Source organism: uncultured Methanospirillum sp. (genome assembly GCF_963668415.2).
Taxonomy (GTDB): Archaea; Halobacteriota; Methanomicrobia; order Methanomicrobiales; family Methanospirillaceae; genus Methanospirillum.
Genome location: NZ_CAXXDL010000001.1, coordinates 2,845,694 through 2,871,639 on the forward strand (window position 1 = coordinate 2,845,694; position 25,946 = coordinate 2,871,639).

General features: G+C 49.7%; 24 protein-coding genes. 19 read left to right on the top strand and 5 right to left on the bottom strand.

Going from position 1 to position 25,946, the window contains the following annotated elements; genetic code table 11:
- The first annotated feature begins 58 nt into the window (after positions 1-58).
- From ACHZA2_RS13505 to ACHZA2_RS13550, 10 genes are all read left to right on the top strand, one after another.
- Positions 59-379 carry a hypothetical protein gene (locus ACHZA2_RS13505; protein WP_319580133.1) on the top strand — a complete coding sequence of 107 codons (321 nt, stop codon included), beginning with the start codon at positions 59-61 and terminating at the stop codon, positions 377-379.
- A 109-nt stretch (positions 380-488) separates the two neighbouring features.
- A complete protein-coding gene (locus tag ACHZA2_RS13510) occupies positions 489-2,462 on the top strand; it encodes a PEGA domain-containing protein (protein WP_319580134.1) in 1,974 nt (657 codons plus the stop codon).
- Between the two features lie 158 nt (positions 2,463-2,620).
- Positions 2,621-2,998, top strand: coding sequence for a fluoride efflux transporter CrcB (crcB, locus tag ACHZA2_RS13515; protein WP_319580135.1), 378 nt, complete (start codon positions 2,621-2,623; stop codon positions 2,996-2,998).
- On the top strand, positions 2,986-3,348 hold the full coding sequence (locus ACHZA2_RS13520; RefSeq protein WP_319580136.1) for a CrcB family protein: 363 nt from the start codon (positions 2,986-2,988) through the stop codon (positions 3,346-3,348). The genes crcB and ACHZA2_RS13520 overlap by 13 nt, the downstream gene beginning before the upstream one ends.
- Complete coding sequence (locus ACHZA2_RS13525; protein WP_319538317.1) at positions 3,348-3,668, top strand: DUF190 domain-containing protein; 321 nt, start codon at positions 3,348-3,350, stop codon at positions 3,666-3,668. The genes ACHZA2_RS13520 and ACHZA2_RS13525 overlap by 1 nt, the downstream gene beginning before the upstream one ends.
- Before the next feature lie 107 nt (positions 3,669-3,775).
- Positions 3,776-6,886 (top strand): DEAD/DEAH box helicase, encoded by a 3,111-nt coding sequence (locus ACHZA2_RS13530; protein ID WP_319580138.1) that lies wholly within the window; start codon positions 3,776-3,778, stop codon positions 6,884-6,886.
- Positions 6,886-7,737 (top strand): hypothetical protein, encoded by an 852-nt coding sequence (locus ACHZA2_RS13535; protein WP_319538315.1) that lies wholly within the window; start codon positions 6,886-6,888, stop codon positions 7,735-7,737. The genes ACHZA2_RS13530 and ACHZA2_RS13535 overlap by 1 nt, the downstream gene beginning before the upstream one ends.
- A gap of 64 nt (positions 7,738-7,801) precedes the next feature.
- Complete coding sequence (locus ACHZA2_RS13540) at positions 7,802-8,794, top strand: hypothetical protein (RefSeq protein WP_319580139.1); 993 nt, start codon at positions 7,802-7,804, stop codon at positions 8,792-8,794.
- A complete protein-coding gene (locus ACHZA2_RS13545; protein ID WP_319580140.1) occupies positions 8,706-10,022 on the top strand; it encodes an exonuclease SbcCD subunit D C-terminal domain-containing protein in 1,317 nt (438 codons plus the stop codon). The genes ACHZA2_RS13540 and ACHZA2_RS13545 overlap by 89 nt, the downstream gene beginning before the upstream one ends.
- Positions 10,023-10,067: 45 nt before the next feature.
- The gene (locus ACHZA2_RS13550; protein WP_319580141.1) at positions 10,068-13,742 is read left to right on the top strand and encodes an AAA family ATPase; all 3,675 of its coding nucleotides are present in this window, start codon (positions 10,068-10,070) and stop codon (positions 13,740-13,742) included.
- A 20-nt stretch (positions 13,743-13,762) separates the two neighbouring features.
- Here ACHZA2_RS13550 and ACHZA2_RS13555 read toward each other — a convergent pair whose 3' ends face one another.
- The 3 genes from ACHZA2_RS13555 to ACHZA2_RS13565 form a co-directional block, all read right to left on the bottom strand.
- A complete protein-coding gene (locus ACHZA2_RS13555) occupies positions 13,763-15,037 on the bottom strand; it encodes a magnesium transporter MgtE N-terminal domain-containing protein (protein WP_319580142.1) in 1,275 nt (424 codons plus the stop codon).
- A gap of 83 nt (positions 15,038-15,120) precedes the next feature.
- On the bottom strand, positions 15,121-15,453 hold the full coding sequence (locus ACHZA2_RS13560) for a P-II family nitrogen regulator (protein WP_319580143.1): 333 nt from the start codon (positions 15,451-15,453) through the stop codon (positions 15,121-15,123).
- A 386-nt stretch (positions 15,454-15,839) separates the two neighbouring features.
- Positions 15,840-16,442, bottom strand: a complete 603-nt coding sequence (locus tag ACHZA2_RS13565) for a TetR/AcrR family transcriptional regulator (protein ID WP_319538309.1) — start codon at positions 16,440-16,442, stop codon at positions 15,840-15,842.
- Between the two features lie 158 nt (positions 16,443-16,600).
- On the opposite strand from ACHZA2_RS13565, the gene ACHZA2_RS13570 reads away from it, so the two are divergent.
- From ACHZA2_RS13570 to ACHZA2_RS13585, 4 genes are read left to right on the top strand one after another with little or no spacing between them, the layout of a single operon-like run.
- Positions 16,601-18,076: an MDR family MFS transporter gene (locus tag ACHZA2_RS13570; RefSeq protein ID WP_319580144.1), complete on the top strand. Its 1,476-nt coding sequence runs from the start codon at positions 16,601-16,603 to the stop codon at positions 18,074-18,076.
- Positions 18,073-18,486, top strand: a complete 414-nt coding sequence (locus tag ACHZA2_RS13575; protein ID WP_319580145.1) for a hypothetical protein — start codon at positions 18,073-18,075, stop codon at positions 18,484-18,486. Before ACHZA2_RS13570 ends, ACHZA2_RS13575 begins: the two co-directional genes overlap by 4 nt.
- Positions 18,487-18,496: 10 nt before the next feature.
- The gene (locus ACHZA2_RS13580) at positions 18,497-19,009 is read left to right on the top strand and encodes a protein-tyrosine phosphatase family protein (RefSeq protein ID WP_319580146.1); all 513 of its coding nucleotides are present in this window, start codon (positions 18,497-18,499) and stop codon (positions 19,007-19,009) included.
- A gap of 11 nt (positions 19,010-19,020) precedes the next feature.
- Positions 19,021-19,617, top strand: a complete 597-nt coding sequence (locus ACHZA2_RS13585) for an NAD(P)H-dependent oxidoreductase (protein ID WP_319580147.1) — start codon at positions 19,021-19,023, stop codon at positions 19,615-19,617.
- 50 nt (positions 19,618-19,667) lie between these two features.
- On the opposite strand, the gene ACHZA2_RS13590 is transcribed toward ACHZA2_RS13585, so the two are convergent.
- A complete protein-coding gene (locus ACHZA2_RS13590; protein ID WP_319580148.1) occupies positions 19,668-20,105 on the bottom strand; it encodes an NUDIX domain-containing protein in 438 nt (145 codons plus the stop codon).
- A gap of 94 nt (positions 20,106-20,199) precedes the next feature.
- Positions 20,200-20,769, bottom strand: a complete 570-nt coding sequence (locus ACHZA2_RS13595) for a hypothetical protein (protein WP_319580149.1) — start codon at positions 20,767-20,769, stop codon at positions 20,200-20,202.
- A gap of 146 nt (positions 20,770-20,915) precedes the next feature.
- Between ACHZA2_RS13595 and ACHZA2_RS13600 the strand changes: the two genes are divergently transcribed.
- The 5 genes from ACHZA2_RS13600 to ACHZA2_RS13620 all read left to right on the top strand — a co-directional run bounded on the left by ACHZA2_RS13600 (position 20,916) and on the right by ACHZA2_RS13620 (position 25,946).
- The gene (locus tag ACHZA2_RS13600; protein WP_319580150.1) at positions 20,916-21,887 is read left to right on the top strand and encodes a hypothetical protein; all 972 of its coding nucleotides are present in this window, start codon (positions 20,916-20,918) and stop codon (positions 21,885-21,887) included.
- A gap of 198 nt (positions 21,888-22,085) precedes the next feature.
- A complete protein-coding gene (locus ACHZA2_RS13605) occupies positions 22,086-23,048 on the top strand; it encodes a hypothetical protein (protein ID WP_319580151.1) in 963 nt (320 codons plus the stop codon).
- Positions 23,049-23,119: 71 nt separating this feature from the next.
- On the top strand, positions 23,120-24,604 hold the full coding sequence (locus tag ACHZA2_RS13610) for an oligosaccharide flippase family protein (protein WP_319580152.1): 1,485 nt from the start codon (positions 23,120-23,122) through the stop codon (positions 24,602-24,604).
- A gap of 71 nt (positions 24,605-24,675) precedes the next feature.
- Positions 24,676-25,341 carry a hypothetical protein gene (locus tag ACHZA2_RS13615; RefSeq protein ID WP_319580153.1) on the top strand — a complete coding sequence of 222 codons (666 nt, stop codon included), beginning with the start codon at positions 24,676-24,678 and terminating at the stop codon, positions 25,339-25,341.
- Positions 25,342-25,517: 176 nt separating this feature from the next.
- A complete protein-coding gene (locus ACHZA2_RS13620) occupies positions 25,518-25,946 on the top strand; it encodes a HEPN domain-containing protein (RefSeq protein ID WP_319580154.1) in 429 nt (142 codons plus the stop codon).

Below are 25,946 nucleotides of genomic sequence, written 5' to 3' on the forward strand. Positions count from 1 at the left end.
ACCTGATTTTTCTGATAAACAGCAGATTCAAATCGTATGAGATGTATGGAGGATGGTTATGAGTGTAGTCGGACATTCGCTGTTCATCGCTATGTTTCTCCTTCTTGTATGTCTGAATATTACAAACGGGTCATTTGTTGTCTGTTCTCCTGATAATCTCTCAAACCACTTATACCTGTTTCCGTTGAACAATTCATCGATTTCAAATTGTTCTGTAGTTGATTCTCCCGGGTGGAATACCAATAATACATCCTCTGAAGTCCTGCCGGATGGAAAGGGTATCGATAAGTGGGTGACCGGGCCTGGTCTTCCACCACCGGGATGGGTATCTGATGCAAATCTTCCAAATATGAGTGATAACTCGACAAAGATCATATGAGGTCAGGGGAGGATTTTACCTGTTAACCAGTGCAGGATTGGTTGAATGCCAGGAAATTAGTGCCCTGTGTCGCCAAAATATTTATATGGTTGTATACAATACAATTTCAATGAATATTCAGTCTCTTCTCTCTTTCAGATTGCTTGCCCTGACTCTCATGAGTCTGGTTTTGATATGTACCGGTGTTGGTGCAGATTCTTCTACAAACCAGAGTTATTTCATGGGTCAGGTTTCTGAAAATGGGAATCTTATTGATGAATACATAACCGGTCCTGGGTTGCCACCTTCAGGATGGATAAAGAATATGAATGTAGCATCAGCATCTGATCTTTCAACCAGCATTCTCAGTACTGGTCAGGTCCCTACATTAGTGTGGTCATATGGATGTTCAGCAACTTCAGCATCCATGTATTTTGGATACTATGATCGGAACGGGTATCCTAATTTCTATGTAGGCCCTACAGAGGGAGGAGTATTTCCACTTACGAATAAAGTATGGGGGAATTCTTCTGAAGGACAGGGCGAGTGCCCCTTAAGTGCTTCACATAAGGGGATCGACAACCTGACAATAAAGGGTCATGTTGATGATTATTATTCAGCATATGGCTCTGCGGTAGATCCATACTACGGTTCGTGGACTGAACATAGTGTAAAGAACTGTGTCGGGGATTATATGGGCACCAACCAGTACCAGAACTGGCTGAATACTGATGGTAGCACGACATTTTTCTACTATACTAATGGTTCACCCCTCTATGACTACTCAGGATCAGAGAGTAGTAAAAACCGTGATGGAACTCATGGAATGAGACTTTTTGCAGAGTCAAGGGGCTACTCTGTACTGACTAATTACAACCAGTATATATCTGGATATAATGGAAATACCAAGGGTTTTACCTACAGTCAGTATAAGTCAGAAATAAATGCAGGATATCCGGTTCTGATCCATGTCCTGGGTCACACCATGATTGGTGTAGGGTATACCGGAACAGACCAGATCATTGTTCACGATACCTGGGACTATTCCAGTCATACAATGACCTGGGGGGGATCATATGCTGATATGCAACACTATGCTGTAAGTGTATTCCACCTAAAGCCCGTAGCACCAACCCCTACGCCAACTCCAACTCCAACTCCTACAGTCACTGTGACACCAACCCCGACAACTACCGTCACTCCGACTCCCACTGTGACCGTAACACCCACTCCGGTTCCCAGCACCGGGAACCTCACGGTCTCTTCCAGCCCTTCAAAGGCTGCGGTCTGGATAGATACTGCAAATACCGGGTATACGACCCCGGCAACCATGTCCGGGATCTCTGCAGGGGTTCATGAACTGAAACTTGTGAAAGCCGGGTACTCGGATTATTCACAGAATGTAACCATCACCTCCAATGAGACAACAACAGTAGCAGCAGTGCTGACCCAGGCCGGTGCTCTCACGGTCTCCTCAAAGCCGACCGGGGCAGCCATCTGGATTGATGGAACTGATATGGAGCGGAGTACAAAAGCGACATTTACTTCGCTGAGCCCGGGAAGCCATGACCTCAAACTTGTGATGAGCGGGTATGCCAATTACAACGTACCCGTTACGATCAGAAGCGGCCAGACAACCACCGTGTATGCGGTGCTGACCCAGACCGGTGGCAGTATCTCTCTCACTTCAAACCCGTCCGGAGCAGGTATCTCTATTGACAGTGCAGATACCGGGTATCAGACCCCTAATACAGTATCCGGTCTCTCTTCAGGATGGCACACCGTTCTTCTGAAAAAGGACGGGTACAAAGACTGGTCAAAGACCGTGATGGTCAACTCCCGGATGACAACACCGGTCTCTGCCAGCCTGATCCCGGGTGGAACAAACGGTTCAATCTTTGTATACTCTAACCCGTCAGGAGCATCCATCGCGATTGATGGGGTCGACACCGGGGCAGTTACCTCTAAAACGATAACAGGAGTTCCTGCCGGTGATCATACGGTCACCCTTTCGAAGACCGGGTATGCTGACTGGTCCCAGTCTGCCCGTGTAAAGGCAGGTGTGACAACAACAGTCTTTGGCAGGTTATCCCCAATTTCATAATTTTACAAAAGGCAGGTCTTCAGAGGTCTTTGGGCAATATCTCCAGCCAATTTAGTATTCCTTTTTGTCTGCAGATTGCTGATGACCTTTTTATATATTCGCTGGGATTTGTACTGAATGGCTGATCTGCCACAGGGCTCTAAAAGCCGGGGTATGGCATGAAATACTCATTATCTGAAGAGGGGCTGGTCTGCATCGGCGGGTTCTGCGGAGCCGTGGCCCGGTACCTGGTTAATGAACAGGTCCCGTCACTTCCCGGGACGCTGGTTATAAATGTCCTCGGTTGTATGGCTATCAGTATCCTGATGTATGGTTCAATCTTTTTTGGTGCATTCAGCAGGAGTTCACGCCTCTTCTTTGGAGTCGGCGTGATTGGATCCTTCACCACGTTTTCAGCCTTTGCAGCACAGAGTTTTTCAGCAGGGCCGATCATCGGTCTTTTGAATATCCTTGCAAATATTCTGTTAGGCCTGGTAGGGGTATTCCTCGGCAGGGTCATGGTTACAAACCCACGGGGGTCTGCATGGATCACCTGATTCTTGTCGGGCTTGGTGGTGCAGCAGGCTCGGTGTGTAGATTTGAGATCTCAAGATTTGAACCGGTCCTTGGTATTCCTCTTGGAACTGCAGTCGTAAACATCCTGGGAAGTCTTCTCTTCGCTCTGGTGGCATTCTCCCGCTCTCCTGGGGACCTCTATTACCTCCTCGATGTGGGTGTGCTCGGAGGGTTCACCACCTTTTCCACCTTCTCGTTTGAGACATTCAGGATGTTTGAAGAACAGAATTATCTGGTAATGATCGCCAATATCTCCATAAATCTCGTGGGAAGCCTGGCTGGAGTCTGCGCCGGATATCTGGTTATCACAACTCTCGGGGCTGGTGTCTGATGTTATCTGAAGGGATGTTATTACGTGTTTATATTGCAGAGTCTGCACGGATTGGGAAGAAACCGGCATACAAATACCTGGTTGAACTTTTTCATGAGCGGGGATTTCCCGGATGCACAGTCTTCCGGGGCATGGTCGGGTATGGGCATGAGCATACAATCCATTCCATCGATGTGCTGAACTTCTCGTTTGATCTACCGGTTGTCATCGACGTGGTTGATACAAAGGAGCGGATTGTTGGTATTGCTGAAGAGATAGAGGGGCTAGTAGAGCATGGCCTTGTCGTCACCCAAGAGGTGATGATGGGGAGAAAGCAGTAAGGTCTTCCCTTTTATTGAGGCACGCACTTGAACACCCTTACTGATGGTACCGGAGATGATCGGGTATCCAAACACTCATCTTTTTCCACTCCGATGTATAAGCCCGCATGATCATCCTGCATGGGCTTTACTCCCCGGCTGCTCCCGATCAGTTTATTCTCTTTGCAGAGGATACAACAATATCCCTGGAGCAGAGCAAATCTCCCAGGCAGGGAAGGAAGATGCAAAAGTCGTCTCTCCTCTCACATCCTGCCGCTCTTTCATCTTCTGAACTTGTTCGTACCCTTGACAACTGGGGGGTGCTGCCATCCCGGTTTGAGGAGATGGTCATAACTCTCTCCCTCCCTACATACGAGCAGGGAAAAAACCCAGTCTGTTCGCCTGAATATTATCAGCAAAAAAGTCTTGAAACTCCTAAAACCACGAGTTTTTGCACGTGGTCAGTACCTGTTGTCAGGTTTCCGCTTGAATACATCCCTCCGGTGATAACCGGAATCAGGAACCTGGACGATGGCGCATACATAATGGCAGAGACGCTTCTGTACTGGTCAAAAGTGACTGCAGGAGGTCTGTCTCTCATATCTGCAGGTCATTATCTCCCTGCGTACCGGATGATCGGCAGATCCGGATTTCATGTACTCTGGGATCTCCATCCCGACGAGTCTGAGCATGAGATGATTCGGGCATTCCATGCCGCAATCCCCCCGTTCTGTATCCCTGCAACTGGGTTTGGTCTCCATGTTCCTGAACTCCATGAGTACCAGACACAGTCCACTGTCTATACCTTCCTCACCTCCCTTGTCAGGAGAGTCATTTATGAAGCACTGGTACGACGGCCCGTAGATCTCCATCTTACTCCGGCAGTCATGATACAGCAGACCATTCCGCTCATCTTCTACCTCAATCTTACCGGCCAGAGTTCGCTCCTCGGCCTTGACTCCCTCCTCCCTGCCGAACACGGGGATGGCAAGCGGTTGATCTCCTGGATGCAGAAGCCTACAGATACTAAGGTCACAACACAGATGGGCCTCGTGCTCCGGGTTCATGAGCCTGAAAAAGAAGGCGGATCATGGCTGATAACATATGAACTGCGGCCTGCCGATGATTTGACCTGTCTCATCCCTGCAGCAGAGATCTGGTCCGGAGGAGACATCCTCTCTGAAACTCTTCCTTCCCTTCGTATCCTTGAAGAGACACTCCTGCAGGAACTGGGCCGGGGTTCGGCAGTCTCAAATTCTATTCTCCTCTCCCTGAGCAGTCCCGCTCCTGGAGGATTTGCATTGAGTACTCCTGACCTCTGGACGTTTCTGACACATGATGTTCCGTTGCTCAAAGAGATCGGCATCGAGACGATCATCCCGTCCTGGTGGACAGAGCGGAAGTCAAAACCGGTTATCAGGATACGGGTGAGCCGTGATCCGAGTGCTGTCACCTGCTTTGGGCTTGACACCGTGGTAAGTTTCGATTACCAGGTTGCACTGGGTGATGAGATCCTGACTCCTGAAGAGTTTCTTCAGAGGACTGATCTCAAGAACTCGATCATCAGGACTGGGGACGGATGGATGGTCTGTCAGTCCGGAGACCTTGAGAAGAACCTGCGAAGGCTTCAGGATGCGTATGCGGGAGAGACACTCCCGGCTGTTGACCTGTTCAGGCTCATCGCACATGCAGACGATGAAGAATCGTTCATCGAGGTGATCGGGGATGACTCCTGGAGCCAGGATCTTGTTCTGACAGCAAAGGGTGGAGGACTTCTGCAGGACCAGAAGATCCCTGCCTCATTTTCCGGGATACTCAGGCCATACCAGGTGAGTGGTTTCTCGTTCCTTCTCGCTGGTGCAGAACGCGGGTTTGGTGTATGCCTCGCTGATGATATGGGACTTGGAAAGACTCCCCAGACCATCGCCTATCTTCTTTCCAGGAAGGAAGCCGGGCTTTCAGGCCCGTCGCTTCTCATCTGTCCGACATCTGTTGCAGGGAACTGGGAACGGGAACTAAGCCGGTTCTCACCGTCTCTCACGGTATATGTTCATCACGGAACCGGGCGTGAAAAGTCAGGGTTTTCAGAGATGGTCTCTGCCCATGATCTCGTTATCACGACGTATCCCCTGGCGTCACGTGACTCGGATCTGATCACCGCTATCCGGTGGAACAGTCTTATCCTTGATGAGGCACAGAACATCAAAAACCCGCGGACCAAGCAGAGCAGATCGATCTTTTTGATCCAGGCAGATCACCGGGTTGCCCTGACCGGTACACCGGTTGAGAACCGGCTGAGCGAACTCTGGTCTATCATGCAGTTTTTAAATCCAGGATACCTTGGTTCAGCACAGCAGTTCAGGATCGGGTACTCAGTCCCCATAGAGAAGGATGCAAACCAGGAGAAGGCAGAAGAGCTCCGGCGTCTGATCCGCCCGTTCCTGCTTCGCAGGCTGAAGACAGACAAGAACATCATCAGGGATCTGCCTGAAAAGATGGAGTCCCGAATCTTTGTCACACTCACCAGGGAGCAGGTTACCCTGTACCAGGCAGTTGTGAATGAGGTGAAACAGGCCGCAGAAAAACTCACCGGGATTGCCAGGCGTGGTATGATCCTGGCAGCCCTGACCAAACTCAAACAGATTGCCGATCACCCACACCTCTATACTCATGACGGAGTAACCGGCTCCTTCAGATCAGGCAAGGTCAGACGGCTGCTCGAGATGCTGGAGGAGGTCTCTGATGAGGGGGATGCAGCCATCATATTCACCCAGTTCGCATCTTTCGCATCCCTTCTTCAGCAGGCAATAGAGGAGCACTTCCATGCCCCGGTCCTTCTTCTCACGGGAAGGACACGCAGGCATACCCGTGATGAGATGATAACACGCTTTATGAAGCCGGATGGGCCAAAATTCTTTGTCATCTCACTCAAGGCAGGGGGAACGGGTCTGAACCTTACCAGGGCTAACCATGTCTTCCATGTTGACAGGTGGTGGAATCCGGCTGTCGAGGATCAGGCAACCGACCGGGCATTTCGTATCGGGCAGATACGTGATGTTCAGGTACATCTCATGGTAGCAGCCGGAACACTTGAGGAGAGGATCGACGATGTACTTGCCGGAAAACGAGGGCTTGCAACAGAGATCCTCTCAAGCGGAGAGGACTGGCTGACCTCTCTCTCAACAAAGGAACTGATTGATGTGATAACCCTGCGTGATGCAGTCTTTGAGGAGTACTGATGACGCTGCATGCAGCACCTGTTCCCCTGACCTCTCTCCTCTCCTCCCAGCGTGGAGGAGTAGGTGAAACCTGGTGGGGCAGAAGATTTCTGGAAGTGGTGATGAAGTCAAACGACTACATCAGGCTGAATGCAGGCAAATCCTATGCACGCAACGGGCAGGTACAATGGATAGAGGCGTCACCCTGCTCGGTCGAGGCAAAGGTATCTGGTTCATATGTCTATGCCGTCAGAATCAGGTTCACTCCTCTTTCTGACGATGCCTGGAAGAAGATGCTCTCCATAATCTCCGACGAGGCATCTTTTGCAGCACGTCTGATGGCAGGTTCTGTTCCTGAAGCGATGGAACGGCGCCTTGCAAAGCAGGGTTTATCGCTCTTTCCCCGGGTAGAACCTAAAAGCAAGGGATGTAACTGTCCTGACAAGGGAAGTCCGTGCAAGCATGAAGCCGCGATATACTTCCTTCTTGCTGAGAACATCGACAAGGATCCCTTCCTGCTCTTTCTTCTGCATGGCAAGACGAAAGAGGAGGTTCTGTCAGGGCTGAGGGAAGCACGGGTGACGTCGCCCGGTTCATCTGACAGTAAGGAAGTTTCGGTCCTCCCCCCAGTCCCTTCTGACTCATATTACCGCATGGGCGCTGCTCTGCCTGAAGTAGGTACTATTCCCGGCCAGATTCCTGGCGATCATGAGATGAAGAAAGCCCTGTATGATCAACTGGGGAAATGTCCGGTCCCGCTCGGTGATGCTAATCTCGGCGCAGTGATTGCAGAACTCTATCCCAGGGCGGCGTGGGTCGCCGCCCGGTGGACCAAAGAGATGAACCGGTCACCAGAGACTGACTCTCCCTGATTTCTGGTATCTGTCTCCGCCACTTTCGGAGGAGTTATGCCTGTAGCCGACAGATGGGTGATAAATGGTACTCGAGGAGCGGATACCTGTCGAGTCTGAGGCAGAGGCAAGAGAGATCGTCCGGTACTTGAAGAAAGAGGGTATTCCTGCCCGTATCCTCACAAAACCACAACTGACTGTTGCACTGATCCTTGCAGGACGGTATGAGGATCTCAAGTCGTTTCTTACTGCCTGCCAGGATAAGCACCAGCAGAGAGGAGTTGGCAGTGGAGATTCTGATGAATTCCCTGTTGACTTTGATCCTTCTGTCTGGAAGAAGACACTTGAGGTTCTTGATGCTGAACAACTCGCTGTATCTCAGAGTCTGAAGGAACATCATCCTGGGGATATCATCGGCACAGTTGTCTTTCAGAGTGTGTTCCAGAAGATAAAGCCCGAAAATGAGTGTTCTCCAGATGAGTTTGCGCGAGAACTGGCAACTGTCCGCACGCTTATCTCAAACCACCTCTGCGAGATCACCCAGCAGGGTTTTGTCCTAACTAATGTAGCAGAGCCTTGTGAGGTAACCCTGTATGTCCCGTATGAGTACCCGTTCCCTCCAGAGGAAGAGGTGAGCGAGCGATATCATGTCACCTGCATCAGACACTTCAGGGGAGAGATAAGGCATGTTGTTCAGACGGGGCCTGAGATCCTTTTCCTTGAGGATATCGAGGCGTTCATCATGTTCCTATCTGATAACGGTGTTGACCCGCAATCACTTCTGAAGATCACCGAAGGGTGCATGTCCCGTCTTCGTATCACCCAGGAACTCATCAGCCAGCTCTTTGATGCCGGGGAATCATCACTTGAGGATCTCAGGCTCCTCTTTGTGGATGAGATCGCAGCACGGGACGGCCAGGGGCATGTACAGGATCGCTTCGGCCTCTCTCCCGAGTACGTAGACAGCATGGTTGCTGATATGAGAAAGCTTGGACTGGTTAAGGGCAAGGATACCCGGCTCAGACCCAGCGATCCTTCGACAGTCAGTAGTGCCGGCAAACGGAAGAAGAACCAGTAGTATGCGGGTCCTCCATACCTCAGACTGGCACCTCGGATCCTCTCTCGCCGGGAAGAAGCGTTATGATGAGGAAGAAGCATTCCTCGACTGGTTGATGGGAGTTATTAGTCGCGATAGCATTGATTCCTTAATAATTGCCGGGGATATCTTTGATTCTGGAACTCCCTCAAACCGTGCGCTTGAACTCTATTACCGGTTCCTGGGCAGGGTTGGCAGAACATGTTGCAGACACGTCCTGGTGACCGCGGGAAATCATGACTCCCCATCGCTTCTGACTGCCCCTCGTGAACTTCTCTCTGCACTTGATATCCATGTTGTCGGTTCGATACCCCCGACCGTGGATGAAGAGGTCTTCATCTTCACAAAGGAGGATGGCGATCCTGCTCTAATAGTGTGTGGTGTTCCCTTCCTTCGTGATCGCGATGTCAGGATGGCAGAGGCTGGAGAGAGCATCGAGGAGAAGAGAAGCAGGCTCCTTGCCGGAATAAGCAATCACTACCGGGAAGTCTGTGAAGTTGCAGAACAGCATCGTCAGCGTACTGGCAGTATCGTGCCGATCCTTGCCACCGGTCATCTCTTCGCTGCCGGTGGTAACACGATTGCCGATGATGGGGTCCGGGATCTCTCGATAGGAAATCTCCTCCAGGTCAGTGCCGCAGCCTTTCCCTCCTGCATCGATTACCTTGCACTCGGACACCTGCATCAGCCGCAGATGGTGGGAGGAGAGACAACCCGCAGGTATTCAGGCTCGCCGTTTATGATGGGGTTTGGTGAGTCTGACCGTGACAAAGAGGTTCTGATTGTTGATATCGGAACTGACCGGCCGGTACATGTAGAGCCTATGATTGTTCCCCGCATCAGGGACCTGGTGCAGATCCACGGTGATGCTGATCAGGTCAGGGATAAACTCACCGAACTGATCTTTTCAGGCAGACCTTCATGGGTTGAGATCCTGCTTGAAGACAGCGGAGCTGGTCCTTCTGTGAGAGATGAATTCTACCGGATAACTGACGGTTCTACAGTCGAGGTCCAGAAGGTGAAGGTCTCCCCGAATGCCGGATCAATCAGTAGTATCACCCAGGAGTCACTCGAAGAACTGAATCCTGATGAGGTATTCAGGCGATGCATGGATGCAGCTGAAGAGCCTGAAGAAAACCGGGAGGAGTTGATCGCTGCGTTCCGTGAAGTCCTTGCCGGCATTCTGGAAGGGGATACAAATGCCTCGTGAATCCATCTGGCATACCTGCAATGCTGGCAGAACCGGAGGTCTTGCATGCGAATTCTGAAAGTGCGTTTTAAAAACCTGAACTCGCTTGCCGGTGACTGGGAGATCGATCTGCAGAACCCTGCCTTTACCTCATCAGGGATCTTTGCCATAACCGGTCCGACCGGCTCGGGGAAGACGACGATCCTTGATGCTATCTGCCTTGCCCTCTATGGGCAGACCCCAAGACTTGCAAACATCTCTGCGACAACAAACGAGATCATGACCCGGCATACCGGTGAGTGCTCTGCAGAGGTCACGTTTGAATCCTCGCATGGAGTTTTCAGATGCTCATGGTACCAGAACCGTGCAGGAAAAAAGCCGGGTGGAAAACTTCAGCATCCTGCTCATGAGATTGCAGATGCAGGTACCGGGACCGTCATCACCACGAAGATGAAAGAGGTGGCAGCAAAGGTCAGGGATGTGACCGGGATGGATTTTCACCAGTTCACCAGATCGATGCTCCTGGCCCAGGGCGGATTTGCAGCATTCCTTGATGCAAAGCCTGATGATCGTGCCCCGATCTTAGAGCAGATCACCGGGACCGGAATCTACAGTGAAATATCAAAAGGGGTGCATGAACGGACCATTGCAGAACGTGATACTCTCCGGGTTCTTGAAGACAAGGCCGGTGCTATCACACTCCTCACACCCGATGAGATCGGATCTCTATCCGAAGAGAAATCAAAGAAGGATAGGGCACTATCTGAACTAAATATAACAATAAAATCCCTGCAGGATCGCCTGGATCTCATTCAGCGAATCGAAGCATTACGGCTTGATGTTGGCAGGATAGAAGGGCAACAGAAGGAACTTGCTGCCAGACGGGAGGAGGCCGCCGCAGATCTCCACCGCCTTGCAATGGGCCGGAAGGCAGCCGTCCATGAGGCGGTATGGCGTTCCCTTTCTCTCCTCCGATCACGTGAGAATCAGGATTCAAAAAACCTAGAAGTTCTGCAGGCTCGATCCGCTTCCCTGCTTGAAGCCCGTGGAGTTGCTGATGAGGTTTTCAGAGCCGCCGAACTGGCACTTCAACAGGCACAGATCTCCGTTGATGAACAGCGTCCAATTATACAACAGGTTCTTGACCTTGACGGCAGGATTGAGGTGGCAACCGAATCTCTCAAATCTGCATGTATTACTTCCGAAGAACTGAAACTTCGCCGAAGAACAGGTCAGGCAGAACTCGATGGTCTCAAGGCTGAGCGAGGGCTTCTTGAGGCAGAGAGAGAGAAGGCCACATCATACCTGAATGAACATAGTGACGATGCTCTGTTGAACAGTGTATGGTCCGGGATAAGTGCCGGGCTTTCAGCATGGCAGAAGGGTAATACAGAAATCAGCGAGTTGATCATCGCCCTCGAAGAAGCTAGGCGATCTCTTACAACTGCAAGGATCCACCATGAAGGCACACAAAAGTTGGTGGTAGCAGGGGAGAAGGCACTTGCTGAAAAGAATAGTGAGATTGATACCCTGCGGCAGCAGGTTTCTGTTCTTCTTCAGGGGGTCCCCGTCGGTGAAATCCGAAAAAAAGAGGTCGATATCAGGGGGCGTATCGAACTCCTGAAGAGAATGCAGGAGGTGCTCACTTCAGAAGAGACACACCGGTCTGATCTGCAGAACCTTGTTGCATCTGTCGCAGAACTTGAAACATCAAGGAAGGAGCAGGAGCGGCTCAAGACCGATCTGGTCCTGCATCAGAAACGACAGGAGCATCTTGTCGAATCAGAAGAGAAGGCTTTTCGAAGAGCGCTCCTCATCAGGGATCTCACCGATCACCGTTCTCACCTGAAAGATGGAGAGCCCTGTCCGCTTTGCGGCTCACCTGTTCATCCATACCGTGCTGAGATCCCGGATCTCGACGAAGATGAGTCTGGGCTGGATAAAGCGAGAGATCAACTCAAAGAGATCATCAATTTGGTCCGAGATCGGGATGTTGCCATCGCATCAGTTATCGGTGCAATAACGGCGAACCAGCAGGATCAGAACCGGATTGGAAACCTGATCAGAGACGAAACAGAGTCCTGGACTGCCGGAGCTGAAGACCTCGGGCTCGCTGTAGATGCCAAGGATCGCAGCGAACTTGTACGCCAGTTCCTTTCTGATTCTGAAAAACTGCTGAAAGAAGTCCTCCGGCAGATATCAGGACATGATGAGCGTGATCAGAAGATCCGCATCCTCGAGCAGCAGTTGAGCGTTGAAAAAGATACCCATATTGCGGTTGTAAAGGCAGAACAGGATGCGGCGTTTGCCTGCATTGCTGCTGAAACAGATGTCAGTCGTCTGCAGTCATTAAAAGAGAAGAGTGAACTCTCTCTTGCTACACTTTCTGCAGATCTCCTAGCCTCTCTTGCAGCCTTTCAGATAACAGAGATCACACCTGGGTCTATCGGAGAGATAGAGGCTGTTCTAACCAACAGGCGTGATACATTCCTGAAGTATGAAGAGCAGATCAGTAATCTCGGACCAAAGGTTGCTGATTTTGAGGGCAGGATAAAAGGAAAAGATGATACACTCTCTTCCCTTGAAAACGAGATAACCCTGGCTGAATCAGATATCACCAGAAAAAGGGAAGCACTCTCTACCCTTCAGAAAGAACGTACCGATCTGTATGGTGAAAAGAATCCCCTGGCTGAAGAAGAACACCTGCTCCATGCGGTTCGCTCCTATGGAGAAGCGGTTGAAACTGCCAGAAAAACATTCGATGAAAAGCGGGGAGAGTGTGATACAAATGCCGGCCAGATACAATCACTCGCCACCTCTCTTGAGGAGGTAAGAAGAGATCTCGAGTCCGGAAGTGCCTCATTCCAAGAGGCAATAGTTGGCTCCGGGTTCCCTGATGAGGCTGCTTTTCAGGTTGCTCTCCTTTCTGCCCAAGACCTGTCATCGCTGGAAGCGATGGCATCAGGATTTGAGAATGAAGAGATCAGACTTAAGGCTCTGTACGGTGATAAGCATCTGGCCCTGAAACTGGCTGAAGCACAAATCGTGCCTGATGACGACGGTGATCAGGATCCTGAAGCGGGTCTCCGGGAAGCATCCGGGAAGCGTGATACGCTCCAGAAGGAGATTGTAAAGATCACCATAGACCTTGAAGAAGATCAGAAAAGGCGGGATCAGATGGCAGGTAGCCTCTCGCAGATTGATGCACAAAGAAAGGAACTGCAGAAGTGGGAGAGGCTCCATGCCCTCATCGGTTCAGCAGATGGTAAAAAGTTCAGGGTCTTTGCCCAGGGACTCACCTTCCAGATCCTGATCGCACAGGCAAACCGGCATCTGCAGGTGATGACCGACCGGTACCTGCTCAGACCTGACCCTGATGTTCCCCTTGATCTTGCAGTTGTCGATACCTGGCAGGCTGGAGATCTCAGGAGCACGAAGAACCTCTCCGGAGGTGAAAGTTTTATCGTGAGCCTCTCACTTGCACTCGGGCTCTCCGGAATGGTGAGTAAAAATGTCAGGGTCGACTCCCTCTTTCTTGATGAGGGGTTTGGAACGCTTGATGATGAGGCCCTCGATATTGCACTCGGTGTCCTTTCAGGACTCCATCAGGAAGGGAAACTTATCGGGATCATCTCACATGTTCCCGCAATTAAAGAGCGGATCTCTGCTCGAATATCGGTCGAAAAACGGGGTCCTGGGAGGAGTGTGATCGTCGCTCCCGGGTGCCGGCGAATAACCTGATTACGTTCTTTTATAACCTGTTATTCAGGTGGATGATGCCTGAGTTTCATGATATCGCGGTACGGTACCACCCCGATGATCTTCCCGTCCGGGTCAACCACCGGCAGAGCACGGAAATCATACCTGGTAAACTCCTCTGCCGCATCTTTTAACGTGCTCTCGTTGGTCAGCGTTATCATCTCGTATACCATGATGTCAATGAGGGTGGCATCGTCATCTGCCTGGAGCAGCTCCTTGATATCAACAATTCCACGCAGGATATCAGAATCATCCACGATATAGAGATACATGATAACATCCTTGTCCCGTGCCAGACGGGCGTACTCATCCCTCACGGTTCCTACCTCGGCATCGGGAGGCAGCATGATGAATCTGGTTGTGGTATAATCGAGGATGTTCTCTTCAGACTTTTCAAGGATGGATCTGACCTTCTTCGCCTTATCCGGAGTCATCGTCTCCAGGATATCCCGTGCCTCTTCGAAAGGAATCTCTTCAAGCACGTCAGCGGCCTGGCCGGGTGTCATCTCATCGATGACTGCAACAGCCTTCTCTCGTGTGAGTACTGATACGATCTCACGCTGAATGGATGGATCGATCTCTTCAAGTGCATCTGATGCAGTGCTTGTGTCAAGTTCAGAAAATACAACCGCACGCTGGTTTTGGTCCATATCCTCGATGATCTCTGCTATGTCAACCGGATGCATCCTTGAGAGCTTATCTTTCAGGGTCTTGATATTGAATCGTCGCTTCTCTTCTCCGGTTGCCGGTGGAAGCAGCTGGATGTCTATCCAGGGAACAAGTGTTCGCTCTTCATCCCTTCCGCTCTGAATGAACTCGGCCAGCCACTTGAACCGGTATCTGCGGAGGTATGCCATCTTGCTGAAATCAACCTCGAAGACCAGAAGTTTGTCAAACATGTTGATGATCAGGTGGAGATCATATACGAGTCTGATCTCATGATCCTCAAGGTCTATCACCTTCTTGTTCAGAATGAACTGCTGCAGGAGCATATCCTCCTCTCCCGGCTCCCGTTCATAGGTAATCAGTGATTCTGGGGAGATCTCGATTGTTGTATTATGAATAGAGATAACTTTCTCCCAGGGCACAGTAAGGGTGGGCTTTCCAGATCGGTGCACGACAAAGTGGGTTACTTCAGGGCACCTAAGTGTCTCGATAATAAGCAGATCTCGCAGTCTTCCGATCTTCTTTCCGTTGACAGTCACCTTCTTGGCAAGTAATTCGGTGTAGTAGATCGAGACATTGATCGGTCGTGCGAATGGTTCCCCTTCGATCATAAACGGTCTGGTCCTGGTAGATCTGATTGGTGACCTGATCACATAAGGGCTGGTATCAGGTATTTTGAAAGAGTTTGAGGGGTTCAGAGGATCATATCTCCATTTTCCCGGGTCTGAATCCGGATGGCCTCTTCTACCGGAATGATGAAGATCTTCCCGTCTCCGATATTTCCGGTAAAGGCGCTCTCACAGAGTATATTCACGATCTCCTCTACTGCACTGTCATCAACCACCATCTCAATCTTCACTTTCGGCATGAAGTCATACAATGCTTCGACATTGTACTGGTTGATCTCTTTTGATGTACCGCGGTACCAGATGTCGTAATTGATCATTGAACTGTGGCCCATGGCTTTCATGGCATTCCTGACATCGGTAATCTTTTCGGCTCTGACGAAGGCCTCCACCTTTTTCATGAGAGCGAGATCTCTTCTCTGTGTCAATATAGGTTTTGAACGTAATCTCTATTGTCGAATGGGATGTATGATACCTGATCTCTGTTTATACCAGCAGGGGCATCATCCGGTGAAAACTCTGGTATTCACTCACAATTTCATAATTTCATCCATTATAGTTCCAAAAAAAGAGCGTCTTTTTCACCGGTGCTTCATCCCCCATAATGGGCCACCCACCGGCCAGACAGAATGGTATCGGGTCTACTACTCCCAATCAGGGGGAGGTGTGGTTGAGAAGAAGAGGTCATGATAGTCGGAAACGATGCCACGGACAAGCGAGTCGGCTGGCATACGCCTCTCTCTGTCATCCCCGAGAATATACCTTGTGGATTGAGAATATTGAATAATCACACTTCTCTATTGAAATCAGGCATGCCGAGAATGATAGCACCTGTCTCATAGAACCGCCTTCTGATCTCATCTGCTTCAATCCCTTTCAGAGTCAGGCTGCTGAGTCCGCTCATGAGTGCAACAAGGGCAAGTGTCATTGTCCGTGGATCTGCATCTCTTCGGACCTCACCTCTTTTTTGCAGAATGATGAGACCTGCCGTTGCCCTTTCGATGACCTTGTTCATGTGATCCTCGTGGATTTTTCTGATTGCCGGGTTTCGTGCCGAAAGAGCCAGGATATCATGTGTAAACCCAACGCGTTTTAAATCTCTGCCGAGTATGAGATCCAGCACATGAACGTAAGCATCTAGTATGGGTTCGGTTTTGAAAAATTCGATCGCCTGTCTCTCTATTTCTGCGTGAACACTCCTGACGATCTCGATAACCAGGTCTTCTTTGTTTGTGAAGTAGAGGTACAGGGTTGTCTTGCTTACGCCGATGTGGCCCGCGATGTCATCAAGGGTGGTTGCGCAGTATCCTTTTTGTGACATCATCTCAAATCCGGCAGCGATAATCTTCTTTTTTGCTTCTTCCCGGTACTCAGGGATTACCTTCGGCATAGTAAGAGTAGATAGTTAGGTCTGGAAACAATTAATTGTTCGTCCTAAAACTTACCTACTAGTAATTGTTATTAATGCACGTACCTTATGCATACTCATGAGTACTGAATTTTTTCAGGATGATCTTCTTCTGATTGTCACATCCTGGGGGCCTGGTCATGCCTGACGAGAGAAAAACCCTGGCAGCACCTGATCGGATCCCTGGTATCATGGCAGGAGTGATGCTCGGACTACTTCTCGCTGCCCTGGATGGCACGATCGTCAGTACCGTGATGCCAACGATCGGGCATCAACTCCATGGAATGGAACTCTATGTCTGGCCGTTTACCGTGTACCTGCTGGCATCTACACTTGCTATCGTCATCTTCGGAAAGTTATCAGATATATTCGGGAGAAAACCGGTGTTTCTTGCAGGGATTCTGATATTTCTTGTAGGCTCGATAGGCTCAGGCCTCTCACCCGATATGATAAGCCTGATCCTCTTCAGGACAATTCAGGGGATCGGTGGAGGCATCCTCATGACAGTCTCATTCATCATGGTTGCCGAACTCTTTCCCATCTGGCTGCGTGGAAAGTATATGGGCATTCTTGCATCGGTGTATGGGATAGCCAGTATTATGGGCCCTGCCCTTGGAGGGATCATCACTGAAACAATGGGCTGGCCATGGGTCTTCTACCTGAATATACCGCTCGGAGTTGTGTCACTTCTCATGATCAAGGTATGGTTTCCAGATCTCCCCCCGGTTGCCCCATCCCGGCCCATTGATTATGCGGGAATCATCTCGTTCACGGCTGCAATGGTCCCGCTCTTTCTCGGACTCTCTCTTGCAGGCTCTGTGTATGCCTGGACTTCGCCTGAGATACTCGTGATGCTCTCTGCTGCTGTTGTCTTCTCATTCCTCTTTATCAGAACACAACTGGGGGCAGCAGAGCCGATCATTGCAATCCGGATGTTTCAAAACCCGGTATACTCGATCACGATGAGCGTGGCATTTCTCTCAAATGCCATCTTCTATGCAGCAATTATCTACCTGCCCCTCTATATGCAGGATGTTCTGAAGACCGGTGCAAGTACCGCCGGGCTCGTGATAACTCCGATGGTACTCTCAATGATCCTTGCTGCACTCATCACCGGACAGATGATCTCACGGACAAGACGGTATCGGAATCTGGCACTATGCGGTTTTACTCTCATCGGGGTGTCAACCGTGATCTTTGCCCTGCTCAGACCTGATACCTCGTTTCTGGTGATCATCCTGGGTTCCATCCTGCTTGGATATGGTTCTGGAATCATGCATCCGCTCCTCTCGATCGCAGCACAGAATGCATTTACTCAGAGGGAGATTGGAGTGATCACCTCTTCATTGCAGTTCTCACGGAACATGGGAGCTACCATAATCACACCACTGCTCGGGGTTCTCATGTACGGTGCTCTCCACACCTCAAAGGGTTCGATCGATGTCACTGCTATATCCCCTGATCTCTTCACAGATGCGATAGCACTCGTCTTTGATGCATGCCTGGTTCTCGTGGTAATTGCCCTGTTTGCTACCTGGCTGCTTGAGGATGTACAACTGGCATCACGTACCCCTATTGGTCCTGCAAAAGCCTCTTCCCAGGATGGTTGTTCATGATCGGGAATTCCATCCTGTTGTGGGTGAGGACCCTTTTTCTGATCCTTCTCATTGCGAATGGCCTGATATTTGTTGCAAGTCTTCCTGCGGTCATCGATCCTGCTCTTGCCCTGCAGATTCACAGTGATCTCTATCCTGAATGTGGAATCCTTATGATCACTCTGAAGTCTGCGATCTGTTTTGGCGCAGGCGTAGCCTATCTTGTTGCAGCGTATGGGTGCTATCGCCGTTCTTCACTGGTTCTTGCCGGAGTTGTAGGTGCTGTACCGTTCTTTCTGCTGTATCTGATTGAACTGATATTATGGGGGTCGATTTATCCGCATGTATGGACAGGTTTCTTGATCTTTGGATTGGCAAGCCTTATTATCATGACAGGCTCATGGTTCTCGATGAGAACAACCGTTTCATAATGTGAGAACTATGTTTCGCAGAGTTCCCCTTCCAGATACCATTCCCGGCCGGCTCTACCTGACTGCTATGCCCGGAAGATATGAGCCTATCACCGAGTTTGAGGCAAGAATGTCCCGGTTATCTATCAGTCATGTTGTCTGTCTCACACCCCTTGATGAGGTTATTACCAGGTCGCCAGGATATTACGAGATCATAACTACAGGAGAACACAAATGGCAGTTTGACCATCTTCCTATTCCTGATTTCGGTGTTCCGGATGATCGTTCTGCGTTCCTGGAACTTACCCTGGCAATGGCCGGGGTTATCAGTTCAGGAGATGCAATTCTTGTCCACTGTGGGGCAGGAATCGGAAGAACCGGGACCTTTGCCATGGTACTGACTATGGCCCTCGGGTTGAACCGCCTAGAGGGTGCAGCATCTGTGCGGATGGCAGATGCAGAACCTGAAGGGATGCTTCAGCAGGCCCTGATCGACTGGTGTGAATGCGAACTTCAGAAGAAGAGCGAAATAGGAACGGTCTGAAATTCTGAGTAATGCAGATCCTTCTCATCCTTGCTCATCCGGATCAGTCAAGTCTCAACCATGCCATAGCCCTGGAAGTAAAACGGGTGCTTGAACGCGAAGGGCATGATGTAATCTTTCACGATCTCTACCGTGAAGCATTTGATCCGATTCTTCCTGCCCGGGAAATACCCCGTGATATCCCGCTTGATCCGGTGATAACCAACCATTGTCATGAACTGGTTTATGCAGACGGGATTGTCATTGTTCACCCAAACTGGTGGGGTCAGCCACCTGCGATCCTGACCGGATGGATTGACCGGGTGATCAGGCCCGGAGTTGCGTACCGCTTTGTCGGAGACGACAATGGTGAAGGTGTGCCTGAAGGTCTGCTCAAGGCCCGAGCTGCTCTTGTGATCAACACATCCAATACCAGTGAAGAGAGAGAAAATCTGGTCTTTGGCGATCCGCTTGAGCGTATCTGGCGTGATTGTGTCTTTGGCCTCTGTGGAGTTTATGAGTTTCACCGCCAGACACTCCGCATTGTTGTTACCAGCACACCTGAACAACGGGAAACCTGGATCAAAGAGGCAGGCGATCTTGCAGTCCGGATATTTTCGGAGGCATAAAAAACTTGTAGAGCAGTAAAGTTCTGTGTTCTGAAGATCAAAAAAGATGATTATTCCTGTGGTTTCTGGTCAGGTGCAGCAGGGATTGCCTGCAGATACATCCGGTAGTACTCATCAAACCAGTCAGCCTTTTCAAGACCTCCAAGTTCAAGTGGAGAGGCCCATCGGTATTCATCATGTTCGCCGCTGATTGCAAGCCCTCCGCTGACCATCGATCCTATCATAACCAGGTGGACAACCCTCCATTCCTCGGTCTCCTGCATGGCAGTTCCTGCAGCGGTGTGAATCACCACCTGAAACCCTGTCTCTTCAAGCACTTCATGCTGTAATGCAGCATCAAAAGGTTCCCCCTGGTCTATTTTTCCTCCCGGAAGCTCCCATTTCCCCGGGTTTGTCTTTGATGATTGGGACCGTTTCAGAATAAGAATATGCCCCTGTTGATCAAAGAGAACGATCCTAACTGAAAGAGCGAATGCTTTTGGTGCCATACTACAAGGTCACCCATGGCCGGGATAATAATTCCGTTTCAGCCTGGAAAAAAATAGATAATGTTGCTTGTAATGAGTCGTTGATCTACTGGTATTACCAGAGTCCTGAGTGTGCCCCTTTATTGGTTGATCCATGGGTGTATGGATCATAGGACCCGCCATCTCCGGTCTCTGTTGTCTGTACTGGCATGGTGTAGAGGGTTACTCCCGGATATCTGGATTTTATCTTGTCCCAGGTAGTTTTTGCTGCCTGATAATACTCGGTTGCATCATCATATAATGCACTGTCAGTGGTTACTGGTGAGTAGTAACTTCCTCCAAGGCTTGAAGCATCCTCATACTCATCTCCTGCCTTCCATGAATAGTAGATGAATGCATTAATGTCGGTTGCATTGCTGTAAAAAGCAGGACTGATGTTCATCTTGGAGAGTTTTCCCTGGGCAGTCCTTAGGTCAATGAGTGCTGTCCCGGTTGGAAGGGTCTTGTTTGAGAGGCCGTAAATTGTTGTATTGGCCTGGTCGAGGAAGTCTTTGTCCTGGTACGGGCCTGAAGCCGGCGATTGTTTCAGGGAGAATCCGACCATCGGAAGAGCAGAGGCCTGCAATGGAAGCAGACATACTATACAGAGACTGACGACGAGCAGTAACGCGGATCTGTTGATCATAATATCCGGTCACGTTAACCGGGAATGGTGATAAGGTTTCTTGGTGAATGTAGGGGGAACCTATTTAAAAAATATATATATATTCTCAAAGAGCTGAAGAACAATTTCATGTCGGGAGTATCGGCATATCATGTAGGAGGCAATTCATGAAGTTTGGATCTGTAGTTCTTTTAGTAATACTTGCCCTTGTAGTAGTAATCGGGTTTGCAGCAGCTGACCGCCTGCCAAACCAATCACCTGAAAACCAGGTGTTCTCTATTGATACCGCCATCGATGCAACTGGTTCTGTTGATTCATCATCCAAAATGGACTGGCTTATCACAACTCCGGGGGCAATTGAGACTAGTATTCTTGCCCACCATAATGCTGATGGGGACTGGTTACGTCCACAGGGCAAGGTAATTGCTGATACTCAGTACCGCGATTCTATCCTAACTAATGGTGGAAAACTGGCAGAGAACAAGAACTTTGACTTCAATTCAAAGGATCAGCCAACCGGTCTGAACAATATCGATTCTTCAAAGGTTATGACATATGCTAGTACCGAGGGTTCACACCTTATTGGGGAAGAGGAATACACCTTTGACGGAGCAGGAGAGGCAAAGAAAGCTGATGACAACATCCGCTGTGTCTTCTCTACAAATCATGGTGAGTGGCTACCTCCATTCTGTAACATCGTCTCTGCCAAGAGCGCCCTTGTCAACATGAATAGTGCTCAGATTTCAAGCAAAGGTAGTATTCGGGCAGTAGCTGCAACCGATGATATTCCTGCAGAAGTGAACTATCAGATCGCTGTGACGCCTGATGCAAATTCAGGTAGTGGTTTTGCAGAAGGAACAGTAAAGACCACCCTTACAGGTAGTATCATGGAAGGACGTGGTTCTGGTGCATATTGGACAAACACTCCCGCACGATCGACCGGCATTACCTCACTTACTAGGAGATATTATGGCATAAATGGTGAAGATATCCCCTGGGATGATATTTCTGATGTTCCAGATACCCTCATGGAATTCAAACCCTCCGCAACCAACAGCTGGAAAGACTCCACCACAGTAACCGGTGGCATCAAGACCTTCCAGAAGGCTTTTGGCTATAAGTCTGGTTTCAGAGTCTGAATCTGATTGTGTAGAATAAAAAACTTCGGTGTTTCCCCTTTTTTTGAAAGTTAGCCAAAGATGGATTCCCTGAATTTTTCTGTTCCCCTCTTGGTATTTAGGCGGCACAGATAAAAAATTTAATAAAGTATTTATCATCAACTCGCTGATACACTCTTTCATGTCGAGAGTATCGGCATATCATGTAGGAGGAAATACATGAAGTTCGGATCTGTAGTTCTTTTAACCATTATTGCCCTTGTGGCACTAACCGCGTTTGCAGCTGCTGACCGGCTGCCAAACCAGACCCCTGAAAACCAGGTTTTCTCAATTGACACGGTGATCGATGCAACCGGTGCTGTCGATGCTTCATCCAAGATGGACTGGGTAATTACAACTCCAGGAGCAATTGGGACTGGGATTCTTGCTCAAACTAGTATTGTTAATAACCGCGATGCATATGGTTACCCTCTAGGAAAAGTAATTGCTGATACCCAGTATCGTGATTCAATCCTTACCAACGGTGGAAAACTTGCTGAGAATAAGAACTTTGACTTCAGTTCTAAGGATCAGTTAAATGGACTAAACAACATCGATGCTTCTAAAGTTCTGACATATGCCAGCACTGAAGGCTCGCACTTGGTTGGTGAGGAAGAGTACACCCTTGATGTTGCCGGAGAAGCGAAAAGGGCTGATGACAACATCCGTTGTGTCTTCTCAACAAATCATGGTAAGTGGCTCCCTCCGTTCTGTAACATCGTCTCTGCAAAGAGTTCTCTTGTTAATATGAACAGTGCCCAGGTATCAAGCAAGGGTACCATTCGGGCTGTAGCAGCAACCGATGATATTCCTGCAGAAATGAATTATCAGATTGCGGTTACTCCTGATGCAAACTCCGGCAGTGGCTTTGCAGAAGGTACTGTCAAGACTACTTATGCAGGTAGTGTCATGGAAGGTCGCGACACAGGTCTGTATGCAAATGGGCGATACGATCCTGAAGGAACTCCTTATAATTGGGACAGTGATACTGCTACTGCGCCTTATGAAAGTTGGGGCTACTATCAGGATGGCGCTGAATTCAAGACCTCTGCAACTAACAGCTGGAAAGATTCTTCCGCTGCAACTGGTGGCATCAAGACCTTCCAGAAGGCCTTTGGTTACAAGTCTGGGTTCTTTGTCTAAAACTAACTGAAGAGGGATACTTTCCCTCCTCCGATCTTTTTTCCCTCATCAGGTCTATCAGTACATACTCTATGCTCTCCTTCCTCTCTGACCTTACGTCACGACTGATGCGGGTCGGTGATGTACAACGTCAGAGTTTTCTCCACTTTGGGACGAGTGTCGCGGTCATGGTCATTGGGTTTCTCTCAACCATGGTCATCACCCATCTCACCAGTTCACCTTCTGTCCTGGGTGGTCTATTTCTCTTCCTCTCATACCTGGGAATATTCAGTCTGATCAGCAGCGGTGGGCTTGGAGGGGCAGCAATCACCTACATGGGCAGGAAAAAACAGTGTGTTGAATACTTCTCTGCTTACCTTTCCCTCCGGATTCTCCTGCTCGTGGCATCGCTCCTTTTTCTGGTTTTGCTCTCACCCTTCTTCTATGATCTATCAGCGACCGGGCTCTTCCCCTGGCTACTCGTTGCAGTTGCAGTCACATCACTCTCTGATATTGCGGGGACATGGGTATACGGGACTGGTAGAGCCGGATTTTTACAGATAAGTACCCTGGTAAACAATCTAATCAGAATCCTGGTCCAGGTTTTTGCGGTCGTTGCGGGATACGGGGTTGCAGGACTTGCGGGAGGAGTTGTTGCCGGGCTTGTTGCCGGGCTTTTGTACCTCGTCCCCCTCTGTCGGATACGCCCGGTCAGGTTTACAGCCCGGTCAGCAGAGGATCTGATCCGGTTCTCATTCTGGTCTCTTCTTGCGTCCGGCGGGATGGTTCTGTATGGAAATATCGACACAATCCTGCTCGGGTACTTTGGCTCAACCAGCGATGTCGGGCTCTACCGTATCTCTCTTCAGCTTTCATCGTTCTCACTCTTTACGGCACTTGCGTTGCAGACGATTCTGTACCCGAAGTTTGCTGCCTGGCAGCACGAAGGCAGACGAGATCTGATCTCAGCATATCTTGCCAGTGCCTTCTCGTACTCACTTCTTCTTGCCCTGCCGGTCTGTATCGGGGGCTCGCTACTGGGAGGCAGACTCCTCTACTTCCTCTACGGATCACCGTACCAGTATGCCTGGCCTGCCCTGGTTCTGCTTCTCGCAACACAGGTTGCATATGTCTTTGTGTACCTCTGGTCAATGACCCTCGGTGCCCTTGGAATGCCCAGGTTTAGTGCAATGGCTGCCCTGATCGCCACAGCAGTAAATATCCCCCTGAATCTGATCCTCATACCTGGCCTTGGCATAACCGGTGCTGCCGCTGCAATCCTTATCACTGTCGTCGTTCATGCCTGCTCTGCCTGTATGTACCTGAAACCCCATATCAGGCTGACACCAGATTTCAGGGCACTTCGATCGATCACTCTTGCAACCGGTGTCATGGCGGTCAGTGTTGCAGCTTTTATCGCGGTGATCCCTCCTGTAACTGTATTTGTCGTTGCTGCAGCGGTCGGGTTTGGAGGGGTGATCTATCTCCTCACCCTGATCAGGCTTGAGCATGGTATTGACTCAGCACTTCGCAGAATGATGCAGGAGATGGGCATTGTCCTCCCTGAATGGCTCTGATCTGTATGTCCCTTTACAGATTTTCCTCCGAAGCGGTATCCATATCTTCTATAGGGGCAAGACAATAGAAGATGAATAGGAATGTACTGTATGCCATTGTCATCATGATCTCTCTGACGTTCATGGCAGGATGTACATCAGGGCCTTCACCAGCATCACCATCTTCTGTTCCTTCACTGGAACCATCACCAACTCCTTCTATTGCCCCGACTACGATTAATGTCACTCAAACTCCTGTATCGGTGATGACTTCATCTGATACCAGGCCGGTTCAGACCACATCTCCCGGACCCTCCATCTCACCGGTGCGGACGATCATACCGGACCGGACCCAGGAGCCACTGGTTGTGTTTCGCGATGTGGTTCTTCTCTCACTTGATAACCTGCAGTCAGCAAAAGAGGGTCTTCTTCTCACGTATCGCACCGGTGACATGGCCCGGGTACAACAGAAAGCTGAAGAGTTTTCCCTGATGGTCCGGCGGAGCAGCGAGCTTTCAAACGTTCCGACAAAGATGGACTATGTCAGGCTTAACTACTACGACTACATCGATCAGACGGGGCAGTTTGCCAAAAGTTTCAAGGATGGTGCAGACCGGTATCTCGCATCAGATAAGGCTTCAGCCACCTCACTCTTTGAAGCAGGTATCATGGCAGCAGACCGTGCTGATATTTCTGACAAGCGGATAAGAACCTTTTTGAGTGAACATGTTTTTCAGGTTCAGATAAACCAGACCTGAGCATGGATTACATCTAGCCCTCCTCTTTTTGACGAAGTATTCACCAGCTTGATCTATTCTTCATGACGTATGTCTGGATCCGGGCGAACAGATCGATTCACTTATTGTGGGATAAGAGAAATGGGATACTACCAACTGCATCCCTCCTGGTGCAGCAATCTCAATACGTCGATATCATGAGAGATAGGTTTGAAAATTGTCTTCTAAACGGCAGGATCATTCCTGTAGCGCCAGACTGGGAGATAATCCTTCTTGAGTTGTCTGAAGCAGACCGGGATCTTACTGCTTCACAGAGGGCAGATACTCATCACGACAGCAAGTGGGCCATCATCACGGCATACTCGTCCATGTATCATGCGTATCGATCCCTTGTTATGGTGAAGGGATTTCAGGAGAAGAGCGAGGCATGCCTCCGTGAAGCTCTGGATGCCCTGTATGTAGAGGAAGGAACACTTGATCCTGCTCTGCTCACAGGATTCAGGGAAGCAAAACGCATGTATAACCAGGCACTCTATGATGGTGTTTACAGCGAGCCATCAGCCCGATGGATGATAGAATCTGCAAAAGCGATACGTGAAGCGGTACGATTTCTGATCCCCCTCTGA

Coding starts and splice junctions, on each gene's coding strand:
- ACHZA2_RS13505 (WP_319580133.1), top strand. CDS start 59: ATGAGTGTAGTCGGACATTCGCTGTTCATCGCTATGTTTCTCCTTCTT.
- ACHZA2_RS13510 (WP_319580134.1), top strand. CDS start 489: ATGAATATTCAGTCTCTTCTCTCTTTCAGATTGCTTGCCCTGACTCTC.
- crcB (WP_319580135.1), top strand. CDS start 2,621: ATGAAATACTCATTATCTGAAGAGGGGCTGGTCTGCATCGGCGGGTTC.
- ACHZA2_RS13520 (WP_319580136.1), top strand. CDS start 2,986: ATGGATCACCTGATTCTTGTCGGGCTTGGTGGTGCAGCAGGCTCGGTG.
- ACHZA2_RS13525 (WP_319538317.1), top strand. CDS start 3,348: ATGTTATCTGAAGGGATGTTATTACGTGTTTATATTGCAGAGTCTGCA.
- ACHZA2_RS13530 (WP_319580138.1), top strand. CDS start 3,776: ATGATCATCCTGCATGGGCTTTACTCCCCGGCTGCTCCCGATCAGTTT.
- ACHZA2_RS13535 (WP_319538315.1), top strand. CDS start 6,886: ATGACGCTGCATGCAGCACCTGTTCCCCTGACCTCTCTCCTCTCCTCC.
- ACHZA2_RS13540 (WP_319580139.1), top strand. CDS start 7,802: ATGGTACTCGAGGAGCGGATACCTGTCGAGTCTGAGGCAGAGGCAAGA.
- ACHZA2_RS13550 (WP_319580141.1), top strand. CDS start 10,068: ATGCGAATTCTGAAAGTGCGTTTTAAAAACCTGAACTCGCTTGCCGGT.
- ACHZA2_RS13555 (WP_319580142.1), bottom strand. CDS start 15,037: ATGATCGAAGGGGAACCATTCGCACGACCGATCAATGTCTCGATCTAC.
- ACHZA2_RS13560 (WP_319580143.1), bottom strand. CDS start 15,453: ATGAAAAAGGTGGAGGCCTTCGTCAGAGCCGAAAAGATTACCGATGTC.
- ACHZA2_RS13565 (WP_319538309.1), bottom strand. CDS start 16,442: ATGCCGAAGGTAATCCCTGAGTACCGGGAAGAAGCAAAAAAGAAGATT.
- ACHZA2_RS13570 (WP_319580144.1), top strand. CDS start 16,601: ATGCCTGACGAGAGAAAAACCCTGGCAGCACCTGATCGGATCCCTGGT.
- ACHZA2_RS13575 (WP_319580145.1), top strand. CDS start 18,073: ATGATCGGGAATTCCATCCTGTTGTGGGTGAGGACCCTTTTTCTGATC.
- ACHZA2_RS13580 (WP_319580146.1), top strand. CDS start 18,497: ATGTTTCGCAGAGTTCCCCTTCCAGATACCATTCCCGGCCGGCTCTAC.
- ACHZA2_RS13585 (WP_319580147.1), top strand. CDS start 19,021: ATGCAGATCCTTCTCATCCTTGCTCATCCGGATCAGTCAAGTCTCAAC.
- ACHZA2_RS13590 (WP_319580148.1), bottom strand. CDS start 20,105: ATGGCACCAAAAGCATTCGCTCTTTCAGTTAGGATCGTTCTCTTTGAT.
- ACHZA2_RS13595 (WP_319580149.1), bottom strand. CDS start 20,769: ATGATCAACAGATCCGCGTTACTGCTCGTCGTCAGTCTCTGTATAGTA.
- ACHZA2_RS13600 (WP_319580150.1), top strand. CDS start 20,916: ATGAAGTTTGGATCTGTAGTTCTTTTAGTAATACTTGCCCTTGTAGTA.
- ACHZA2_RS13605 (WP_319580151.1), top strand. CDS start 22,086: ATGAAGTTCGGATCTGTAGTTCTTTTAACCATTATTGCCCTTGTGGCA.
- ACHZA2_RS13610 (WP_319580152.1), top strand. CDS start 23,120: ATGCTCTCCTTCCTCTCTGACCTTACGTCACGACTGATGCGGGTCGGT.
- ACHZA2_RS13615 (WP_319580153.1), top strand. CDS start 24,676: ATGAATAGGAATGTACTGTATGCCATTGTCATCATGATCTCTCTGACG.
- ACHZA2_RS13620 (WP_319580154.1), top strand. CDS start 25,518: ATGAGAGATAGGTTTGAAAATTGTCTTCTAAACGGCAGGATCATTCCT.